At 59.2% G+C, this 14,516-nt stretch carries 13 protein-coding genes and 1 pseudogene; 11 read left to right on the top strand and 3 right to left on the bottom strand.

Annotation, left to right across the window (positions count from 1 at the left end; genetic code table 11):
- Nucleotides 1–16: 16 nt before the first annotated feature.
- On the top strand, nucleotides 17–1,507 hold the full coding sequence (locus DY250_RS01825; protein ID WP_115610661.1) for an efflux transporter outer membrane subunit: 1,491 nt from the start codon (nucleotides 17–19) through the stop codon (nucleotides 1,505–1,507).
- A 203-nt stretch (nucleotides 1,508–1,710) separates the two neighbouring features.
- On the opposite strand, the gene DY250_RS01820 is transcribed toward DY250_RS01825, so the two are convergent.
- The 3 genes and pseudogenes from DY250_RS01820 to DY250_RS01810 form a co-directional block, all read right to left on the bottom strand.
- Nucleotides 1,711–2,052: a hypothetical protein gene (locus DY250_RS01820; RefSeq protein WP_115610660.1), complete on the bottom strand. Its 342-nt coding sequence runs from the start codon at nucleotides 2,050–2,052 to the stop codon at nucleotides 1,711–1,713.
- A gap of 496 nt (nucleotides 2,053–2,548) precedes the next feature.
- On the bottom strand, nucleotides 2,549–4,624 hold the full coding sequence (locus DY250_RS01815) for a TonB-dependent receptor domain-containing protein (RefSeq protein WP_115610659.1): 2,076 nt from the start codon (nucleotides 4,622–4,624) through the stop codon (nucleotides 2,549–2,551).
- Between the two features lie 146 nt (nucleotides 4,625–4,770).
- Nucleotides 4,771–5,259 (bottom strand): annotated as a pseudogene (locus DY250_RS01810) (IS5 family transposase); the annotation flags it as partial.
- A gap of 283 nt (nucleotides 5,260–5,542) precedes the next feature.
- Here DY250_RS01810 and DY250_RS13575 point away from each other — a divergent pair.
- The 10 genes from DY250_RS13575 (at nucleotide 5,543) to DY250_RS01765 (ending at nucleotide 14,512) form a co-directional block, all read left to right on the top strand.
- Nucleotides 5,543–5,725 (top strand): hypothetical protein, encoded by a 183-nt coding sequence (locus DY250_RS13575; RefSeq protein ID WP_147293432.1) that lies wholly within the window; start codon nucleotides 5,543–5,545, stop codon nucleotides 5,723–5,725.
- Nucleotides 5,698–5,961 (top strand): chaperone modulator CbpM, encoded by a 264-nt coding sequence (locus tag DY250_RS01805; protein ID WP_115610658.1) that lies wholly within the window; start codon nucleotides 5,698–5,700, stop codon nucleotides 5,959–5,961. The genes DY250_RS13575 and DY250_RS01805 overlap by 28 nt, the downstream gene beginning before the upstream one ends.
- A gap of 334 nt (nucleotides 5,962–6,295) precedes the next feature.
- Nucleotides 6,296–6,754 carry a PTS sugar transporter subunit IIA gene (locus DY250_RS01800; RefSeq protein ID WP_115610657.1) on the top strand — a complete coding sequence of 153 codons (459 nt, stop codon included), beginning with the start codon at nucleotides 6,296–6,298 and terminating at the stop codon, nucleotides 6,752–6,754.
- Nucleotides 6,755–7,079: 325 nt separating this feature from the next.
- Nucleotides 7,080–7,976: an L-threonate dehydrogenase gene (gene ltnD / locus DY250_RS01795; protein ID WP_115610656.1), complete on the top strand. Its 897-nt coding sequence runs from the start codon at nucleotides 7,080–7,082 to the stop codon at nucleotides 7,974–7,976.
- A gap of 1 nt (nucleotide 7,977) precedes the next feature.
- Nucleotides 7,978–9,228, top strand: coding sequence for a 3-oxo-tetronate kinase (gene otnK, locus DY250_RS01790; protein WP_115610655.1), 1,251 nt, complete (start codon nucleotides 7,978–7,980; stop codon nucleotides 9,226–9,228).
- Nucleotides 9,225–9,857 carry a 3-oxo-tetronate 4-phosphate decarboxylase gene (gene otnC, locus DY250_RS01785; RefSeq protein ID WP_115610654.1) on the top strand — a complete coding sequence of 211 codons (633 nt, stop codon included), beginning with the start codon at nucleotides 9,225–9,227 and terminating at the stop codon, nucleotides 9,855–9,857. Before otnK ends, otnC begins: the two co-directional genes overlap by 4 nt.
- Nucleotides 9,858–9,859: 2 nt before the next feature.
- Complete coding sequence (otnI, locus tag DY250_RS01780) at nucleotides 9,860–10,636, top strand: 2-oxo-tetronate isomerase (RefSeq protein ID WP_115610653.1); 777 nt, start codon at nucleotides 9,860–9,862, stop codon at nucleotides 10,634–10,636.
- A gap of 265 nt (nucleotides 10,637–10,901) precedes the next feature.
- Nucleotides 10,902–11,855, top strand: coding sequence for a D-erythronate dehydrogenase (gene denD, locus DY250_RS01775; RefSeq protein ID WP_115610652.1), 954 nt, complete (start codon nucleotides 10,902–10,904; stop codon nucleotides 11,853–11,855).
- Nucleotides 11,856–11,888: 33 nt separating this feature from the next.
- Complete coding sequence (locus DY250_RS01770) at nucleotides 11,889–13,385, top strand: GntT/GntP/DsdX family permease (protein ID WP_115612737.1); 1,497 nt, start codon at nucleotides 11,889–11,891, stop codon at nucleotides 13,383–13,385.
- 56 nt (nucleotides 13,386–13,441) lie between these two features.
- Complete coding sequence (locus tag DY250_RS01765) at nucleotides 13,442–14,512, top strand: alpha/beta fold hydrolase (protein ID WP_115610651.1); 1,071 nt, start codon at nucleotides 13,442–13,444, stop codon at nucleotides 14,510–14,512.
- Nucleotides 14,513–14,516 lie beyond the last annotated feature (4 nt).

Raw genomic sequence — 14,516 nt, 5'->3', positions numbered from 1 at the left:
GAACAAGGATTGCACCATGAAACACCTGCTAAAACCCATCCCGCTGGCCTTGTGGCTGGCGGGATGCTCCCTCGCCCCCAACTACGAACAGCCCGACGTCGCCCTGCCGCAAAGCTGGATGGAAGTCGCCATCAGCGAACAAGGCAATGCTGCCGCCCCCACCGCCGACACCCTCGGCTGGCGCGAATACTTCCGCGACCCGCAGCTGCAACAACTCATCAGCGAAGCGCTGGCGTACAATCACGACCTGAAAAACGCCGCACTCAGCATCGAAATCGCCGAAGCCCAGTACGGCATTCAGCGCACCGACTACCTGCCCTCGGTCAACGCCCAGGGCGCGCACGCGCGCAGCCGCACCTCGCGCGATTTGAGCAGCACCGGCCAGGCACGTGTTGGCGAAACCTGGACCGTGGGGCTCGCCACCAGCGCCTACGAACTCGACCTCTACGGACGGGTCAAATCGCTGAACGAAAAAGCCCTGCAAACCTACCTCGCCACCCGCGAGGCGCGCGATGCCGCACAACTCGGCATCATCGGCGCGGTCGCCAAAACCTACTACCAGACCCGCATCAGCGAAGCACAAATGGCACTCGCTAAAGACGTGCTGCAAAGCCGCCAGGAAACCTATCGCCTCTCCAAACTGCAATTCGATGCCGGACTGATGACGGCGGGCGATCTGCGCGGTGTTGAAGCGCAAATCGAAAGCGCGCGCAGCAGTTACAGCGAGGCCGAACGCAGCCACCAGCAGGCGCTGAATGCCTTGTCGAAACTCGTCGGCAAACCCGTCAGCCAAATCCAGCTGCCGCCGGCGGGTGATTTGCGCAACCAGTTCGCCGACATCCGCCTGCCGTCCGGTATCCCGTCCGCCGCACTGCAACACCGTCCGGACATCCGCGAAGCCGAATACAAAATCAAGGCGGCGAACGGCGACATCGGCGCCGCACGCGCGGCACTCTACCCCAGCATCTCGCTCACCGGCAGCCTCGGCTTCGGCAGCACCGAGCTTGACCGGCTCATCAAAGCGCCGAATTTCAACTGGAACTTCACCCCGAACATCAACATCCCTATCTTCAACCGCGGCAAGCTCAACCGCGCCGTGACAATCAGCGAAGCCCAGCAAAAAATCCTCGTCGAAACCTACCAGAAGACCGTGCAAACCGCCTTCTACGAAATCGCTGACGCACTCACTGCACGGCAAACGCTCGCAGAACAGTACGAAGCGCAACAACGCGGCAACAGGGCCGTTTCCGACCGCCTGCGTCTGGAAAACCTGCGCTTTGAAGCGGGCATCAGCACCGCGCTGGACCGCCTCGATGCACAGCGGGAAAGCTATGCAAGCGACCAGGGGCTGCTCGCTACCGAGCTGCAAATGCTGACCAACAACGTGGACCTCTACATCGCCATGGGCGGCGGCCTGCACGAATACGGCGTGACAGCGCCCGATGCCGCCAAGGAAACTGCTCCGGCGAAGGCCAATAAAGCCGCTCCCCGGGCAAAAGCACGCTGACACGCAGCCATAAAAAGACCCGCCTTCCGGCGGGTTTTTATATGCCTGCCGCCACAAGCGGCATAGGGCGGCTTCAGCCGTCATTCAGGCAAGCGGCGGGAATCGAGCCGCCGCTGTATCCGTCAGGCAGCCGACGGAGCAACCGTTATCAATGCCAGCAGGCTTTCCCGCCATCTTCAACCGCACGCAGATCATTCTTGCTTTCAGCGGGGTATGCCGCCCTTTGCCCGTTTGGCGTTGGATTCCCGCGTCAATACAACTTCCGTCTCCGCCACTTGTTTGCCCTGGTAATACACGTTTTTGTAGAAACTGTAGTTGGGTTCCCGCTCAAGTTCTTGTGCTTTGTACGTTTTGCCGTCGCGTGTCACACCGCTGTATCCGCGCATCCGCACCAGGAATGGATGCCCCGCTGCGTCCCATTCTCGCAGGTGGTAAACGCTATCGGCTTCGCGGTCAATAATATGGATAAGGCTTTGTTTTTCCGTGGGATAGTTTTGCGCCGTGATGTGCACCATGCACAGGCCAAGCTCGCCCAGGTGCGACATAGGGAACGCGCATACCGCCGAATGGTGTGCATGGGCTGATGTGGTTTTTTACGTATCCTTGATAGCTGCGGACAAGGCGCTTGCCGGTTTGGGGCAGTGCAGGTTCATTGTGTGTATTGTCGCCGGGTTTGAGTTGGGTAGATACCTATTCTTGGGAGTCCTGCTACGGAGACTATAAACACGTTTTTAGACCGACTTATCCTGACCAGCAACCGCCCCATTGTCGAAGTGACGCTGTCAAACTGAAAGACATCTCGCAAGCCATCAACAACGACCTGCCGGAAGCCGTCATGGTGAATCGCCCGCCGTGCGCCTCACCGCCAAAGGCCGGGACTACTGCCATCAGCACATACAGACAACAACCCTGCCCCGTAAACAGAGATTTTCCGCCGCTTGGCGGGCCCAGCAGTTACGCCGCTTGGTGCGTTCTCAAGTCTGAATCCCGCACAAAAAAAAGCGCTTCCGGGGAAGCGCCTTTTTGTCAGGCAGGCCGTGTTCAGAAAGAGTATTTGAAGTTCAGGCGCACGTCGCGGCCCGCTTCGGCCAAGGTGCTGCTGCCGGCACGCTGGCTGTGGCTGCGGTAGTTTTTGTCGAAGGCGTTGTTGACCGAGAAGTTGACGTTAAGATTTTTCTGCGGTTCCCAGTTGACGTAGAAGTCGCTCACGCCGTAGCCGGGACGCTCAACGCGGGCGTCGCTGCCGGATGAGCCGCGCGACGGGTTGGTGTAACCGCCGTTTTGTACGAAGCGGCCGCGCCAGCCTATTTCGGTGTGAATGTTGTCGAAGGTGTAGGAGGCACGCGTCGTCCAGGTGCGGCCTACGGGGATGGCGGTATAGTTGTTGTCCGCCACGGCACCGTCAAGTTTGGGCTTGCTGTACGCGACACCCGCGCCCAGTTTCAGCCCTTGCCAGCGGTAGGTCGCGCCGAGTTCGTAGCCGCTGTTTTTCAGTTTGCCGCCGTTGAACATGCGGCGGTAAGTGGCGCCCCGGGCGTCGGTCTCGGTGGCGGTGCCGATGATGCCTTTGGTGGTTTGCCAAAAGTAGCTGCCTTCGAGGGTGAGCGCGTCGTTCCATTCGTAGTCGAAGCCGATTTCAGTGTTGCGCGCGTGTTCGGCTTTGAGGCCGCTGTCAGCACGGACTGCGCGGCCGTTACCGAGCATCGCTTCGTAGAGGCGCGGGCTGCGGCTGGCGTAGTTGTGGCTGGCGTTCAGGCTGAGGCCGGGGATGACGTCGTAGATGATGCCGATGCTGGGGTTGAGTTTGCCGCTGCTTTTGCTGCCGCCGCCACTCGGTTTGTAGTTGAAGTGGTCGTAGCGCAGACCGGTGGTCAGGGTCACGGGATTCAAGTTCCAGATGGCTTCTCCGTAGAAGCCGAGGTCGGTTTTATTCTGGTTGCGCACGACGCCGGCGGCACGCGCGCCGCTGCTTTTGCCTTCCTGGTAGCGCCAGTTCACGCCGTATTTGAAGACGTGCGGCGTGGTGAAGGCGCTTTCGAGGTTGAAGTTACCGTTGTAGGTTTCAATTTCGTGATGGGCTTTTTCATCGGGCTCGTCGCGCTTGATGGTCATGCGGCCGAGGTTGGCAGTCGCTTTATCGATAAAGCCCATGTTGCGCCCTTCGTATTCGAGGTTGGTGGTGTTTTGTGTGGCGATGCGGTAGCGCGGCTGGTTGTTTTCGATGTTGCTGACGTAGTTGCCGTTTCGGTCTTTGACGAGGTTGGTGCCAGGCTCAACGGTGTAGCCCTGTTGTCGTTGGGCGGGGGTGAGGCGGCCGCCGCGCGCGCTGAGGAAGGTTTGCGAGAAGTCAAATTCTTCGCGCAGGGCGCGCACGCCGGAGTCGCGCTCCTGGCGGAAGCTGAGGTCAAGACACTGTTCGGAGGTAATGTCCACGCCGATTTTGCCGAGGTAGCCGCGCTGTTTCAAACCGCTGTTCAGCACTTTGTCGTTGCCGAGCAGATTGTGGTAGCCGTGGCCGCCTTTGTAGTCTTTGCGGTTGTTAAAATCACCAGCGATGAGGCCGTCGAAAGCGCCCTGTTTGCCGTAGACGGTGAGGCCGAGTTGCTGGCCTTTGTTGCTGGAATAGCCGGCGTTGATTTTGCCGCCGAGGTTTTGGCCTTCTTGCAAAAGGTCGGAGGCGCTGATGGTTTTGGCGACGATGGAGCCTGCGGTTGCGCCGATGCCCGCACTGGCCGAGCCGGTGCCCTTCTGCACGCTGACGATTTTCACAAGCGAGGGATCGAGCATGAAGCGGCCCTGGTGATGGAACATTTGTGTGTCGGAATAAACGTTGTCCACTTTCAGGTCAACTTGATCCTGGCCAATGCCGCGTATGGTCAGCCACTGCGAGGTGCCATTACCACCGCCGAAGTTGATGGACGGCTCTTCGCGCAAGGCGCCGCGCAGGTCGGTGTCGGTGCGTTTACTGAGGGTTTCCATGTCAACGACGTTGGTTTTGTTTTTTGCGCCTTCCTGGCCGATGTTGACGTTAATCGCTTCCAGCGTGGTGGTTTCCTGGGCGCTGACAGCAGCACTGACGGCGAGGGCAAGGGCGGAGAGGACAAGGGGTTTGTGCATAGAGGTTGACTCACGGTAATAAAAGAGGGTTACAGTCTAGCAAACAAGCGAAGCTAAATAAGAAAAATTTTCATCTCCACGCCAGGGTCTGTTAACAAGTAAATATCTAACTATATCAGTATATTATGGAAGAACGACTAATACTAACCGATTCTATCCGTAATACCCGCCGTCGTTACCGCAAGCGCATGCGGCAAACCTTGCGTGTCAACCGCTATATGCCGCTTGATACCGCTAACCTTCTTGCCCGCATCGTAGCCTTTTTCCATGGCGCTATCCGTGTTCTTCACACTCTGCGCATCAATAATCAGGAAAGTGGTTTCTTCATGGCGTCCCTGCTTGCGACGTGCTGCGGCCACCTGATTTTTTTAATGCTTCCTCAAGGATACTGATGCCACTTTCGCGGGGCTCGCTCCATCTCTGGAAGTAGGAATGAACGGTGCGTCATTTGGGAAAATCGCCCGGTAAGGGGGCACACCAGGCACAGCCGTTGCGTAGAAGGTAGAGAATGGCACAAAAGACATCGCACAAGTCCACTTTGCGTGGTGCTGTGCGTTTACGGGCACTTTCTAAAAGAGGAAGAAGGGGGCAAATTGTGTGCGACTTATATCGCTTGGGTATAGGTATCTACACATCTCGACAGTTGAAAAATATCTGCGAAAACGAAGAGATACCTCTCGTTCACTTGCGGGAGAGGGGGAGGGGTGAGGGCATTCATCCATAGGACGAACCATGTTGGATAGGGCGTTCAAGCATTTTTTTACCCTTCTCCGTCGCTTCGCGGCACCTCCTCCCGCAGGCGGGAGGGAGGGATGATTCGCTGTTTCTAAAAGATTTTTTCTCGCTGCAAGATGGGAAGATACCTATGATTGCTTGGGTAGGCTTTTCTGTTCATGCCGATAGTTTACAGCAGAGATTATGAACGCGTTCTCAAAGGCAAAGGCATCCCCGCCAAAAAACCGGGCGACCTGTGCCTTCACCATCCACATCGACCTGCCGCAAGCAAACGGTGACGCCGACCGCGCCGCTTGGGAGCAACTGGCGCGGCACACTACGGCGCAAGAGGCTGAACCATGCACGACGAACACAACATTCAACTGAGCTACCGCGAAATCATCCGCGCCTGCGACAGCGACGACAATTGGTTTATCAACATCATTGAAGCGGACATCATCCACGTCAGCGACGACCCGCAGCAGGCCACCTACGATGGTTACCAGCTAGCGCGCATCTGCCGCGCTCACCGCATCAGCCGCGATTTTGAAGCCAGCGCCCCCGCGACCGTACTCATCCTGCAATTCCTCGACGGACTCGACACCCTGCGCAAGGGACAATAAAGAACAAGCGGGCAACATAGCCTGCTCTTTAATTTATCCAACGATCATCGCGACACAAGCCTGTATTTATTCCACTTGGCGGCCACCCTTCCCTTGCGCGCTGTTTGCACGGCAACCAATCCTCGCTTTATGCAGAGTTGTAGCGCACACTACATGATGGTAAATGGAGGGTTCCATTTGCCGTTTTTTCTGTTGTTACTGGAGTTTTTAAATGAGTAAAGTCAGTAAAATTAGGCGTTTGGGTGCTTACTCTGCATGGGGTAAGCGGCGGTATGAAGCAGATCGGCAAGTACTACGTACTGTCGGTTTCGTTGCGTGTTAAGCGGAGGACGCCATGTTACTGACACAAATGCTTGACGCCGGACACGTCAATTTCAAGGAACGCTGTGCCGACTGGCAAAGCGCTATCCGCGCGGGATGTGAACCGCTGGTCGCAAGCGGCGCAGTGGATGCCGCTTATGCGGATGAAATCATTGCCAGCATTGAGCAATACGGGCCGTATATCGTTATCGCCCCCGATATTGCCATGCCACACGCGCAGGGGAATACCACAAATGTTCATCAGACAGCGGTGTCATTCATGAAAGTGCATAAAGCGGTCGCCTTTGCTGCCGATGACCGCAATAAGGATGCGCGCCTATTTTTCACCCTCGCCTCGCAGAATCACGAGCAGCACCTAGAAAATATGTCGATGTTGGCGACAATGCTTGATAACGAGGCGCTGATTGCCGAGCTGCTCACGGCGCAAAATAATGATGACCTGCGCAGCATCGCCGCCAAATTCGGGATTTAGGCGGATGGCATGGCTTGCATGCATGCCGGTGAAGTCTGTGACTTGCTCCTCCCGCTGTGCTTCCTCACGCTCCCTTAATAAGATATTCACACGGAATTTGGGGAATTCCCCACCTGACGGTGAGCCATGCACATCCGCGTTTCTCTGCTCCCGGAATATTTGTCTACCACTTGTTAGCGGCTGTTTTTTTGCCTTTTAACGTATTGCTACGCTGACAAATTTTGGCAATCTCACGATTTTTCCCAAAGCTCCACAATAAATCTATTGATTTGCACAAAATACTACTCTAATATCCACCCGTTTTTCACATAACGAGAGGTTCATCATGTCGTATGCAGTTGCGGTAATCGGTTTGGGTGCGATGGGTATGGGAGCGGCGCAGTCCTGTGTGCGCGCCGGTCTTGATACGTATGGTGTAGATTTGTCTGCGCAGGCGCGCGACGTTTTGCAGGCTGCCGGCGCGAAAACGGTTGCGGCATCGGCGGATGGTTTTGCCGACAAGCTCGATGCGGTGCTGCTGCTCGTGGTCAATGCCGCGCAGGTGGACGCTGTGCTTTTCGGCGAAAGCAAGCTCGCTGACAAGCTCAAGCCCGGCACGGCGGTGATGGTTTCTTCGACGATTGCCGCGCAGGATGCCCGCCGTTTTGGCGAGGCGCTCGCCGCGCGCGGCCTGCTGATGCTGGATGCGCCGGTTTCCGGCGGCGCGGCGAAAGCAGCCGCAGGCGAGATGACGGTGATGGCAGCCGGTGATGACGCTGCGTTCGCCAAGTTGCAGCCGGTGCTGGATGCGGTCGCGGGCAAGGTGTACCGCTGCGGCAAGGACATCGGTCAGGGCGCGACGGTCAAGATCATTCACCAGCTGCTGGCCGGGGTGCATATTGCCGCCGGAGCGGAGGCGATGGCGCTGGCCGCCAAGGCCGGGATTCCGCTCGATTTGATGTACGACGTGGTCACGCACGCCGCCGGTAATTCGTGGATGTTCGAGAACCGCATGAAGCACGTTGTTGATGGCGACTACACGCCGCTGTCGATGGTCGATATTTTCGTCAAGGATTTGGGCCTGGTGACGGATACGGGCAAGGCGCTGCGTTTCCCGCTGCCACTCGCGTCTACGGCGTTCAATATGTTCACTGAGGCGAGCAATGCCGGGCACGGCAAGGAAGACGACAGCGCGGTAATCAAGATTTTCAGCGGCATCGAACTGCCGAAAAAAGGGGGCTGAGATGTTGCAGTTAGGGGTGATTGCCGACGATTTCACCGGTGCAAGCGATATCGCCAGCTTTTTGACGGAAAATGGTCTGCGCACGGTGCAGATGAACGGTATTCCGGCGCGCGCCCTGCCGGACGGCGTCGATGCGGTGGTGATCAGCCTGAAATCGCGCTCGATTGCCGCGCAAGAGGCGATAGCGCAGTCGCTCTCGGCATTGCAGTGGTTGCAAGCGGCAGGCTGCAAGCAGTTTTTCTTCAAGTATTGTTCGACGTTTGACAGCACCGCCGCCGGCAATATCGGCCCGGTGACGGATGCGCTGCTCGATGCGCTAGGCGAGGATTTCACGGTGATTTCCCCCGCGCTGCCGGTCAACGGGCGGACGATTTTCAACGGTTATCTGTTCGTCGGCCAGGTGCTGCTCAATGAATCGGGGATGCAGAATCACCCGATTACGCCGATGCGCGACGCCAGTCTGCCACGCCTGATGGACGCGCAGGCGCGCGGCAAGACGGGGCTGGTCGCCTATCCGGACATGGTGCAGGGCGCAGCGCACGTCAGGGACTGCTTCGCCCATCTGCGCGCAGACGGCTACCGCTATGCAGTCGCCGACAGTGTCGATAACGCGCAACTGGCGGTGCTGGCCGAGGCCTGCCGCGATTTGCGCCTGGTTACCGGCGGTTCGGGGCTGGGCGCGTATCTGGCGGCGCTGCTTTCCGGCGGCAAGAAGGGCGATAACGCCTTTGTGCCGAAGAAAGGGGCGACGGTGGTGCTTTCCGGCTCGTGTTCGGTGATGACCAACAAGCAGGTCGCTACCTATAAGGCCGTCGCGCCGCACCGCTTCGTCGAGGCGCAGGCCTGCATCGAGCGGGGCGCGGACTATGCCGCTGAACTCGCCGCCTGGGTCGTCAGCCATTTGGATGACAAACACGCACCGCTGCTCTACGCCACCGTGCCGCCGGATGAACTCAAAGCCATTCAGCAACGCTTCGGCATGGAGAAATCCAGCCACGCCATCGAGCAGGTGTTTGCCGCCGTCGCGGAAAAGCTGCGCGCGCAGGGCATGGTGAATTTCATCTGCGCGGGCGGGGAAACGTCCAGTATCGTCGTGCAGCGTCTCGGCGTGGACGGCTTCCACATCGGCAAGCAGATTGCCCCCGGCGTGCCGTGGCTGCGCGTGCTTGATGGCGAAGTCTATCTCGCGCTGAAATCCGGCAACTTCGGTACTGAGGATTTCTTCGCCTACGCGCAGGGGATGTTCGCATGACCGAACTTGAGCAAAAAAACCAGATGGTGGCGCTGGCGTCGTCGCTGTTTAACCGGGGTTACAGCGTCGGCGGGGCGGGCAACCTGTCCTGCCGCCTGGACGGCGGGCGTTTCCTCGTCACCCCCACCGGTTCCTCGCTGGGGCGGCTGACGGCGGAACGGCTGTCGGTGCTGGATAGCGACGGCAAGCTGCTCGCCGGCGACAAACCGAGCAAAGAATCCGTCTTCCACCTCGCGCTGTACCGCAAGAATCCCGCCTGCAACGCCATCGTCCACCTGCATTCCACCTACCTCACCGCACTGTCCTGTCTGCAAGGGCTGGATCCTGCGAACGCGCTCAAAGCGTTCACGCCGTATTACGTCATGCGCGTCGGCGCATTGCCGGTCATCCCGTATTACCGCCCCGGCCACCCCGACATCGCGCGCGAATTGGAAGCGCGGGCGCTCACGGGCCGCGCCTTCCTGCTCGCCAATCACGGCGTGGTGGTCACGGGCAGCGACCTCACCGATGCGGTGGATAACACCGAAGAACTGGAAGAAACCGCCAGACTGCATTTCATCCTGCGCGGCGAAAACATCCGCTATCTGACGGATGACGAAGTTAACGATCTGAAAAACCGGGGGAAATAACCATGCCCAAATTTGCTGCCAACCTGACCATGATGTTTGCCGACCGCCCCTTCCTCGAACGCTTCAAGGCGGCGGCGGACGCGGGCTTCCGCTACGTCGAATACCTGTGGCCCTACGACTATCCCGCCGCCGAGCTGAAAGCGCTGCTGGACAAGCACGGCTTAAAGCAGGTGCTCTTTAACAGCGCGGCGGGCGATACGAAAAACGGCGAATGGGGGCTGACTGCCCTGCCGGGGCGCGAAAACGAGGCGCGACGCGACATCGACCAGGCGCTGGAATACGCCATCGCTCTGGAATGCCCGACCGTGCATATCATGGCGGGCGTCGTCCCCGCCGGTGCTGACCGCAACGCCTATCTCAACACCTACATCGACAACGTGCGCTACGCCAGTGAACGCTTCCGCCCGCACGGCATCCACATCGTGCTGGAAGCCCTCAGCCCGCAGGTCAAACCGAATTACCTGCTGAAAAGCCAGTACGACACACTCGCCGCCGTCGAAGCCATCGACCGCGACAACGTGCGGATCCAGTTCGACTACTACCACGCGCAGAACGTGGACGGACAGTTGAGCGCGATGACCAAAGCGATGTTTGCGCGCATTGGCCACATCCAGATTGCTTCCGTCCCCGACCGCCACGAGCCGGACGAAGGCGAGGTGAACTACCCCTACATCTTCGCCCTGCTCGACGAACTCGGCTACGCGGGCTACATCGGCTGCGAATACAACCCGCGCGGCAAAACCGAAGACGGGCTGGGCTGGTTCGCGGCTTACCGTTAAACAGGCCGCCAAGCGGAACCCCAAATCCCTTCCCTCGCTTGCGGGGGAAGGTGTCGCAAAGCGACGGAAGGGGGGAAACAAACCGCCAAGCGGGATAAAACCTAACCTTGCGGGACAAGGTTTGTTGCTAACGCAATTTGCCCAACCCCCATCCCGGCCTGCCCCCAGAGAGAGAAGGGGATTACCCCGCCAAGCGGGATAAACACTGGGCTTCCCGCCTTCCCCGTCATTGCACACACTTTCCTTCACACAACAGAGGCAACCCATGAAAAACATCGTCATCACTGGCGGCGCCGGCTTCCTCGGCCAGCGGCTTGCCAAAACCCTGCTGGCCAAGCGGCAGGATGTCCACCTCACCTTGGTGGATGTCATCAAACCGACCGCACCCGGTAACGACCCGCGCGTAACCTGTGTGGAAATGGATCTGCGCGATCCCGCCCACCTCGGCAGCGTCATCACGCCGGCGACCGATGCCGTCTTCCACCTCGCCGCCATCGTCAGCAGCCATGCCGAAGCCGAACCCGACCTCGGCTACGAAATCAACTTCCTGGCCACGCGCAACCTGCTGGAAGCCATCCGCCACACCAAACCGTCCATCCGCATCATCTTTTCCAGCTCGCTCGCCGTCTTCGGCGGCAAACTGCCCGATGTCATCCGCGACGACACCGCCGTCACCCCGCAGTCCACTTACGGCACACAAAAAGGCATGTGCGAACTGCTGATTAACGACTACACCCGCAAAGGCTTCGCCGACGGCCTCGCCCTGCGCCTGCCTACCGTCTGCATCCGCCCCGGCAAACCGAACAAGGCTGCCTCGTCTTTCGTGAGCGGCATCATGCGCGAACCGCTGCAAGGCGAAGACGCCGTGCTGCCGGTCAGCCCCGCGCTGCGCCTGTGGCTGTCCAGCCCCGATACCGTCGTTGCCAACTTCATCCACGCGCTTGATATGCCTTCCCTGCCGCCGCGCGACTGGCACGTCATCAACCTGCCCGGCTTCACCATCAGCGTACAGCAAATGCTCGACGATCTCGCCGCCATCAAGGGTAAAGACATCCTGCAACACATCAAGCCGCAACTCGATGAAGGCATCAACGCCATCGTCGCCAGCTGGCCGGCCGCGATCGACAACACCAGTGCCCTCGCGCGCGGTTTCATCTGCGACAGCGACTTCCAGAGCGTCATCCGCCAATTCATCGACAAAGACCTGCAAGGGGGATAAATCATGGAAACCACTGAAAAAGCCGTGACCACCATTCTCGGCATGCCTCTGCCCATCATCGGCCTCCTGATTGCCATCTTCGTCCTGATCTACCTCGTGCTGCGCACCCGCGTGCACGCCTTCATCGCCATGCTTATCGCCGCGTCCATCGCCGGCATCTGCGGCGGCCTGAGTGCGACTGAAACCATCAGCGCCATCAGCAAAGGCTTCGGCAGCACCCTCGGCAGCATCGGTATCGTCATCGGCCTCGGCGTGATGATGGGTCGCATCTTGGAAGTCTCTGGCGCTGCCGAAAAAATGGCGTTCAGCTTCATCAAGTTCCTCGGTGAGAAAAAAGAAGAATGGGCGCTGGCGATCACCGGCTACATCGTCAGCATCCCGATCTTCGTCGATTCCGCCTTTGTCGTCCTCTACCCCGTCGCTAAAGCACTCGCCAAAAACAGCAAACGCTCGTTGCTCACCCTCGGCGTCGCCCTCGCCGGCGGCCTGGTCGTCACCCACCACACCGTGCCACCGACCCCCGGCCCGCTCGGCGTCGCCGGCATCTTCGGCGTGGATTTAGGCGCCATGCTGCTCTCCGGCATGTGCTTCGCCGTGCCTTGCGTCATCGGCATGGTGTACTACGCCAAATGGCTGGACAAACGCTTCCCCGAGTTCAACCAGCAAGCCTTCAGCGAAGACGAACTGCGCGACAAACTCGACGGCTACATCGAAAAACAACAGGCCAAATCCCTGCCCAGCCTGTTCCTTTCCATGCTGCCCATCGTCCTGCCGATCGTCCTCATCTTCGCCAAAGCCATCGTTGATCTCGTCGGCAAATACAGCTTCCCGACCGAAGAAGCCCTGAAAGCCTTCCAGGCCGGCGCCTTCTACCAAACCATCGCCTTTGTCGGTAACCCCATCATCGCGCTCGCCATCAGCGTGCTGGTCGCCGTCTATACCCTGCTGCCGCGGACAAGCGTGCAAGACACCGCCAAATACCTCGAAGAAGGCGTGACCAGTGCAGGCATCATCCTGCTCGTGACCGGTGCCGGCGGCGCACTCGGCGCCATCCTGCGCGACAGCGGCGCGGGCAAAGAAATGGCCCAGCATATCGCCCAGCACCTGCCCTTCTCGCCGATCATGATTCCCTTCATCATCGCCACCCTGATGCGCTTCATCCAGGGTTCGGGCACCGTCGCTATGGTCACCGGCGCCTCTATCTCCGCGCCAATACTGGGCGAAATTAACGGCATCAACATGCTCCTCGCTGCCAACGCCGCCACCATGGGCTCGCTTTTCTTCGGCTACTTCAACGACAGCTTCTACTGGGTGGTCAACCGCATGATGGGTATCGCCGATGTGAAGACCCAGATGATCGTCTGGTCTATCCCGACCACCATCGCCTGGGGTATCGGCGGCGCACTGGTCGCCGTTGCCAACCTCATCTTCGGCCACGGCGGCTCCATCCTCGACCCCATCCTGCCGCTCATCGTCCTCGGCTTGGTAATGACCTACGTCATGCATATGAACCGGAAAATTACCGCCTAAACGACACAAGGCCCGCCATACAGCGGGCCCTTTTGCTTTTAAAACAGGGGAACACCATGCACTTGACACTACGCCGCCTCCTCCAAACCGCCTTCTGCGTACTCGGCCTCGCCACCTTTGCCCAGGCAGAAACCACCTACCCGAACCAGGAAGAACACGAATGGGTCATCCCGAACTACCGCTTCACAAGCGGTGAGACCCTGCCCGAACTGCGCCTGCACTACACCACCCTCGGCAACCCCGACGGCGAACCCGTCCTCATCCTGCACGGCACCACCGGCTCCGCACGCAGCATGCTCAAAAAGGGCTTTGCCGACGAACTCTTCAGCGCCGGCGCACCGTTGGATGCCGCCAAATACCGCATCATCCTGCCGGACGCCATCGGTACCGGCAAAAGCAGCAAACCCTCAGACGGACTGCGCATGAAATTCCCGCGCTACACCTACGACGACATGGTCGATGCCCAATACCGCCTCATCACCGAGCACCTGGGCATCAAGCATTTGCGCCTCGTCCTAGGCAACTCCATGGGCGGCATGCACACCTGGCTGTGGGCGACCCGCTACCCGGACATGATGGATATTGCTGTGCCAATGGCGTCCTACCCGACCCAAATGGCAGGGCGCAACTGGATGATGCGCCGCCTACTGGTCGATACCATCAAAAGCGACCCCAGTTGGCAGAATGGCGACTACCGCGAACAGCCGCAGAATTTCCGCCGCACCTACCTCTTCTTCACCACCGCCACCAACGGCGGTGAACAAGCGCTGTACAAAGCGGGCAGCAGCGCGGCAGGCGACGCCTGGCTGCAAGAACGCCTCGCCGCCCCCTTCAACGGCGATGCCAACGACTTCATCTACCAGTGGGAATCCTCACACGACTACAACGCCTCGGCTCATCTCGAAAACATCCGCGCCCACCTGCTCGCCATCAACTCCGCCGACGACGAACGCAACCCGCGCGTCCTCGGCATCATGGAACGGGAAATCCCGCGCATCCCGCACGGGCGCGAATACCTCATCCCCGCCAGTGAAAACACCCGTGGCCACGGCACCGTGATGCAGGCCAAACACTGGAAAGCCGAACTGCAACAACTCCTGCAAACCGCCCCGAAACAACAACTCTGAGGCA

The organism is Cardiobacterium valvarum (assembly GCF_900460955.1).
GTDB classification, from domain to species: Bacteria; Pseudomonadota; Gammaproteobacteria; order Cardiobacteriales; family Cardiobacteriaceae; genus Cardiobacterium; species Cardiobacterium valvarum.
Note: the sequence above shows the minus strand (reverse complement) of the source record. Positions and strands in the feature narration are given on the sequence as shown.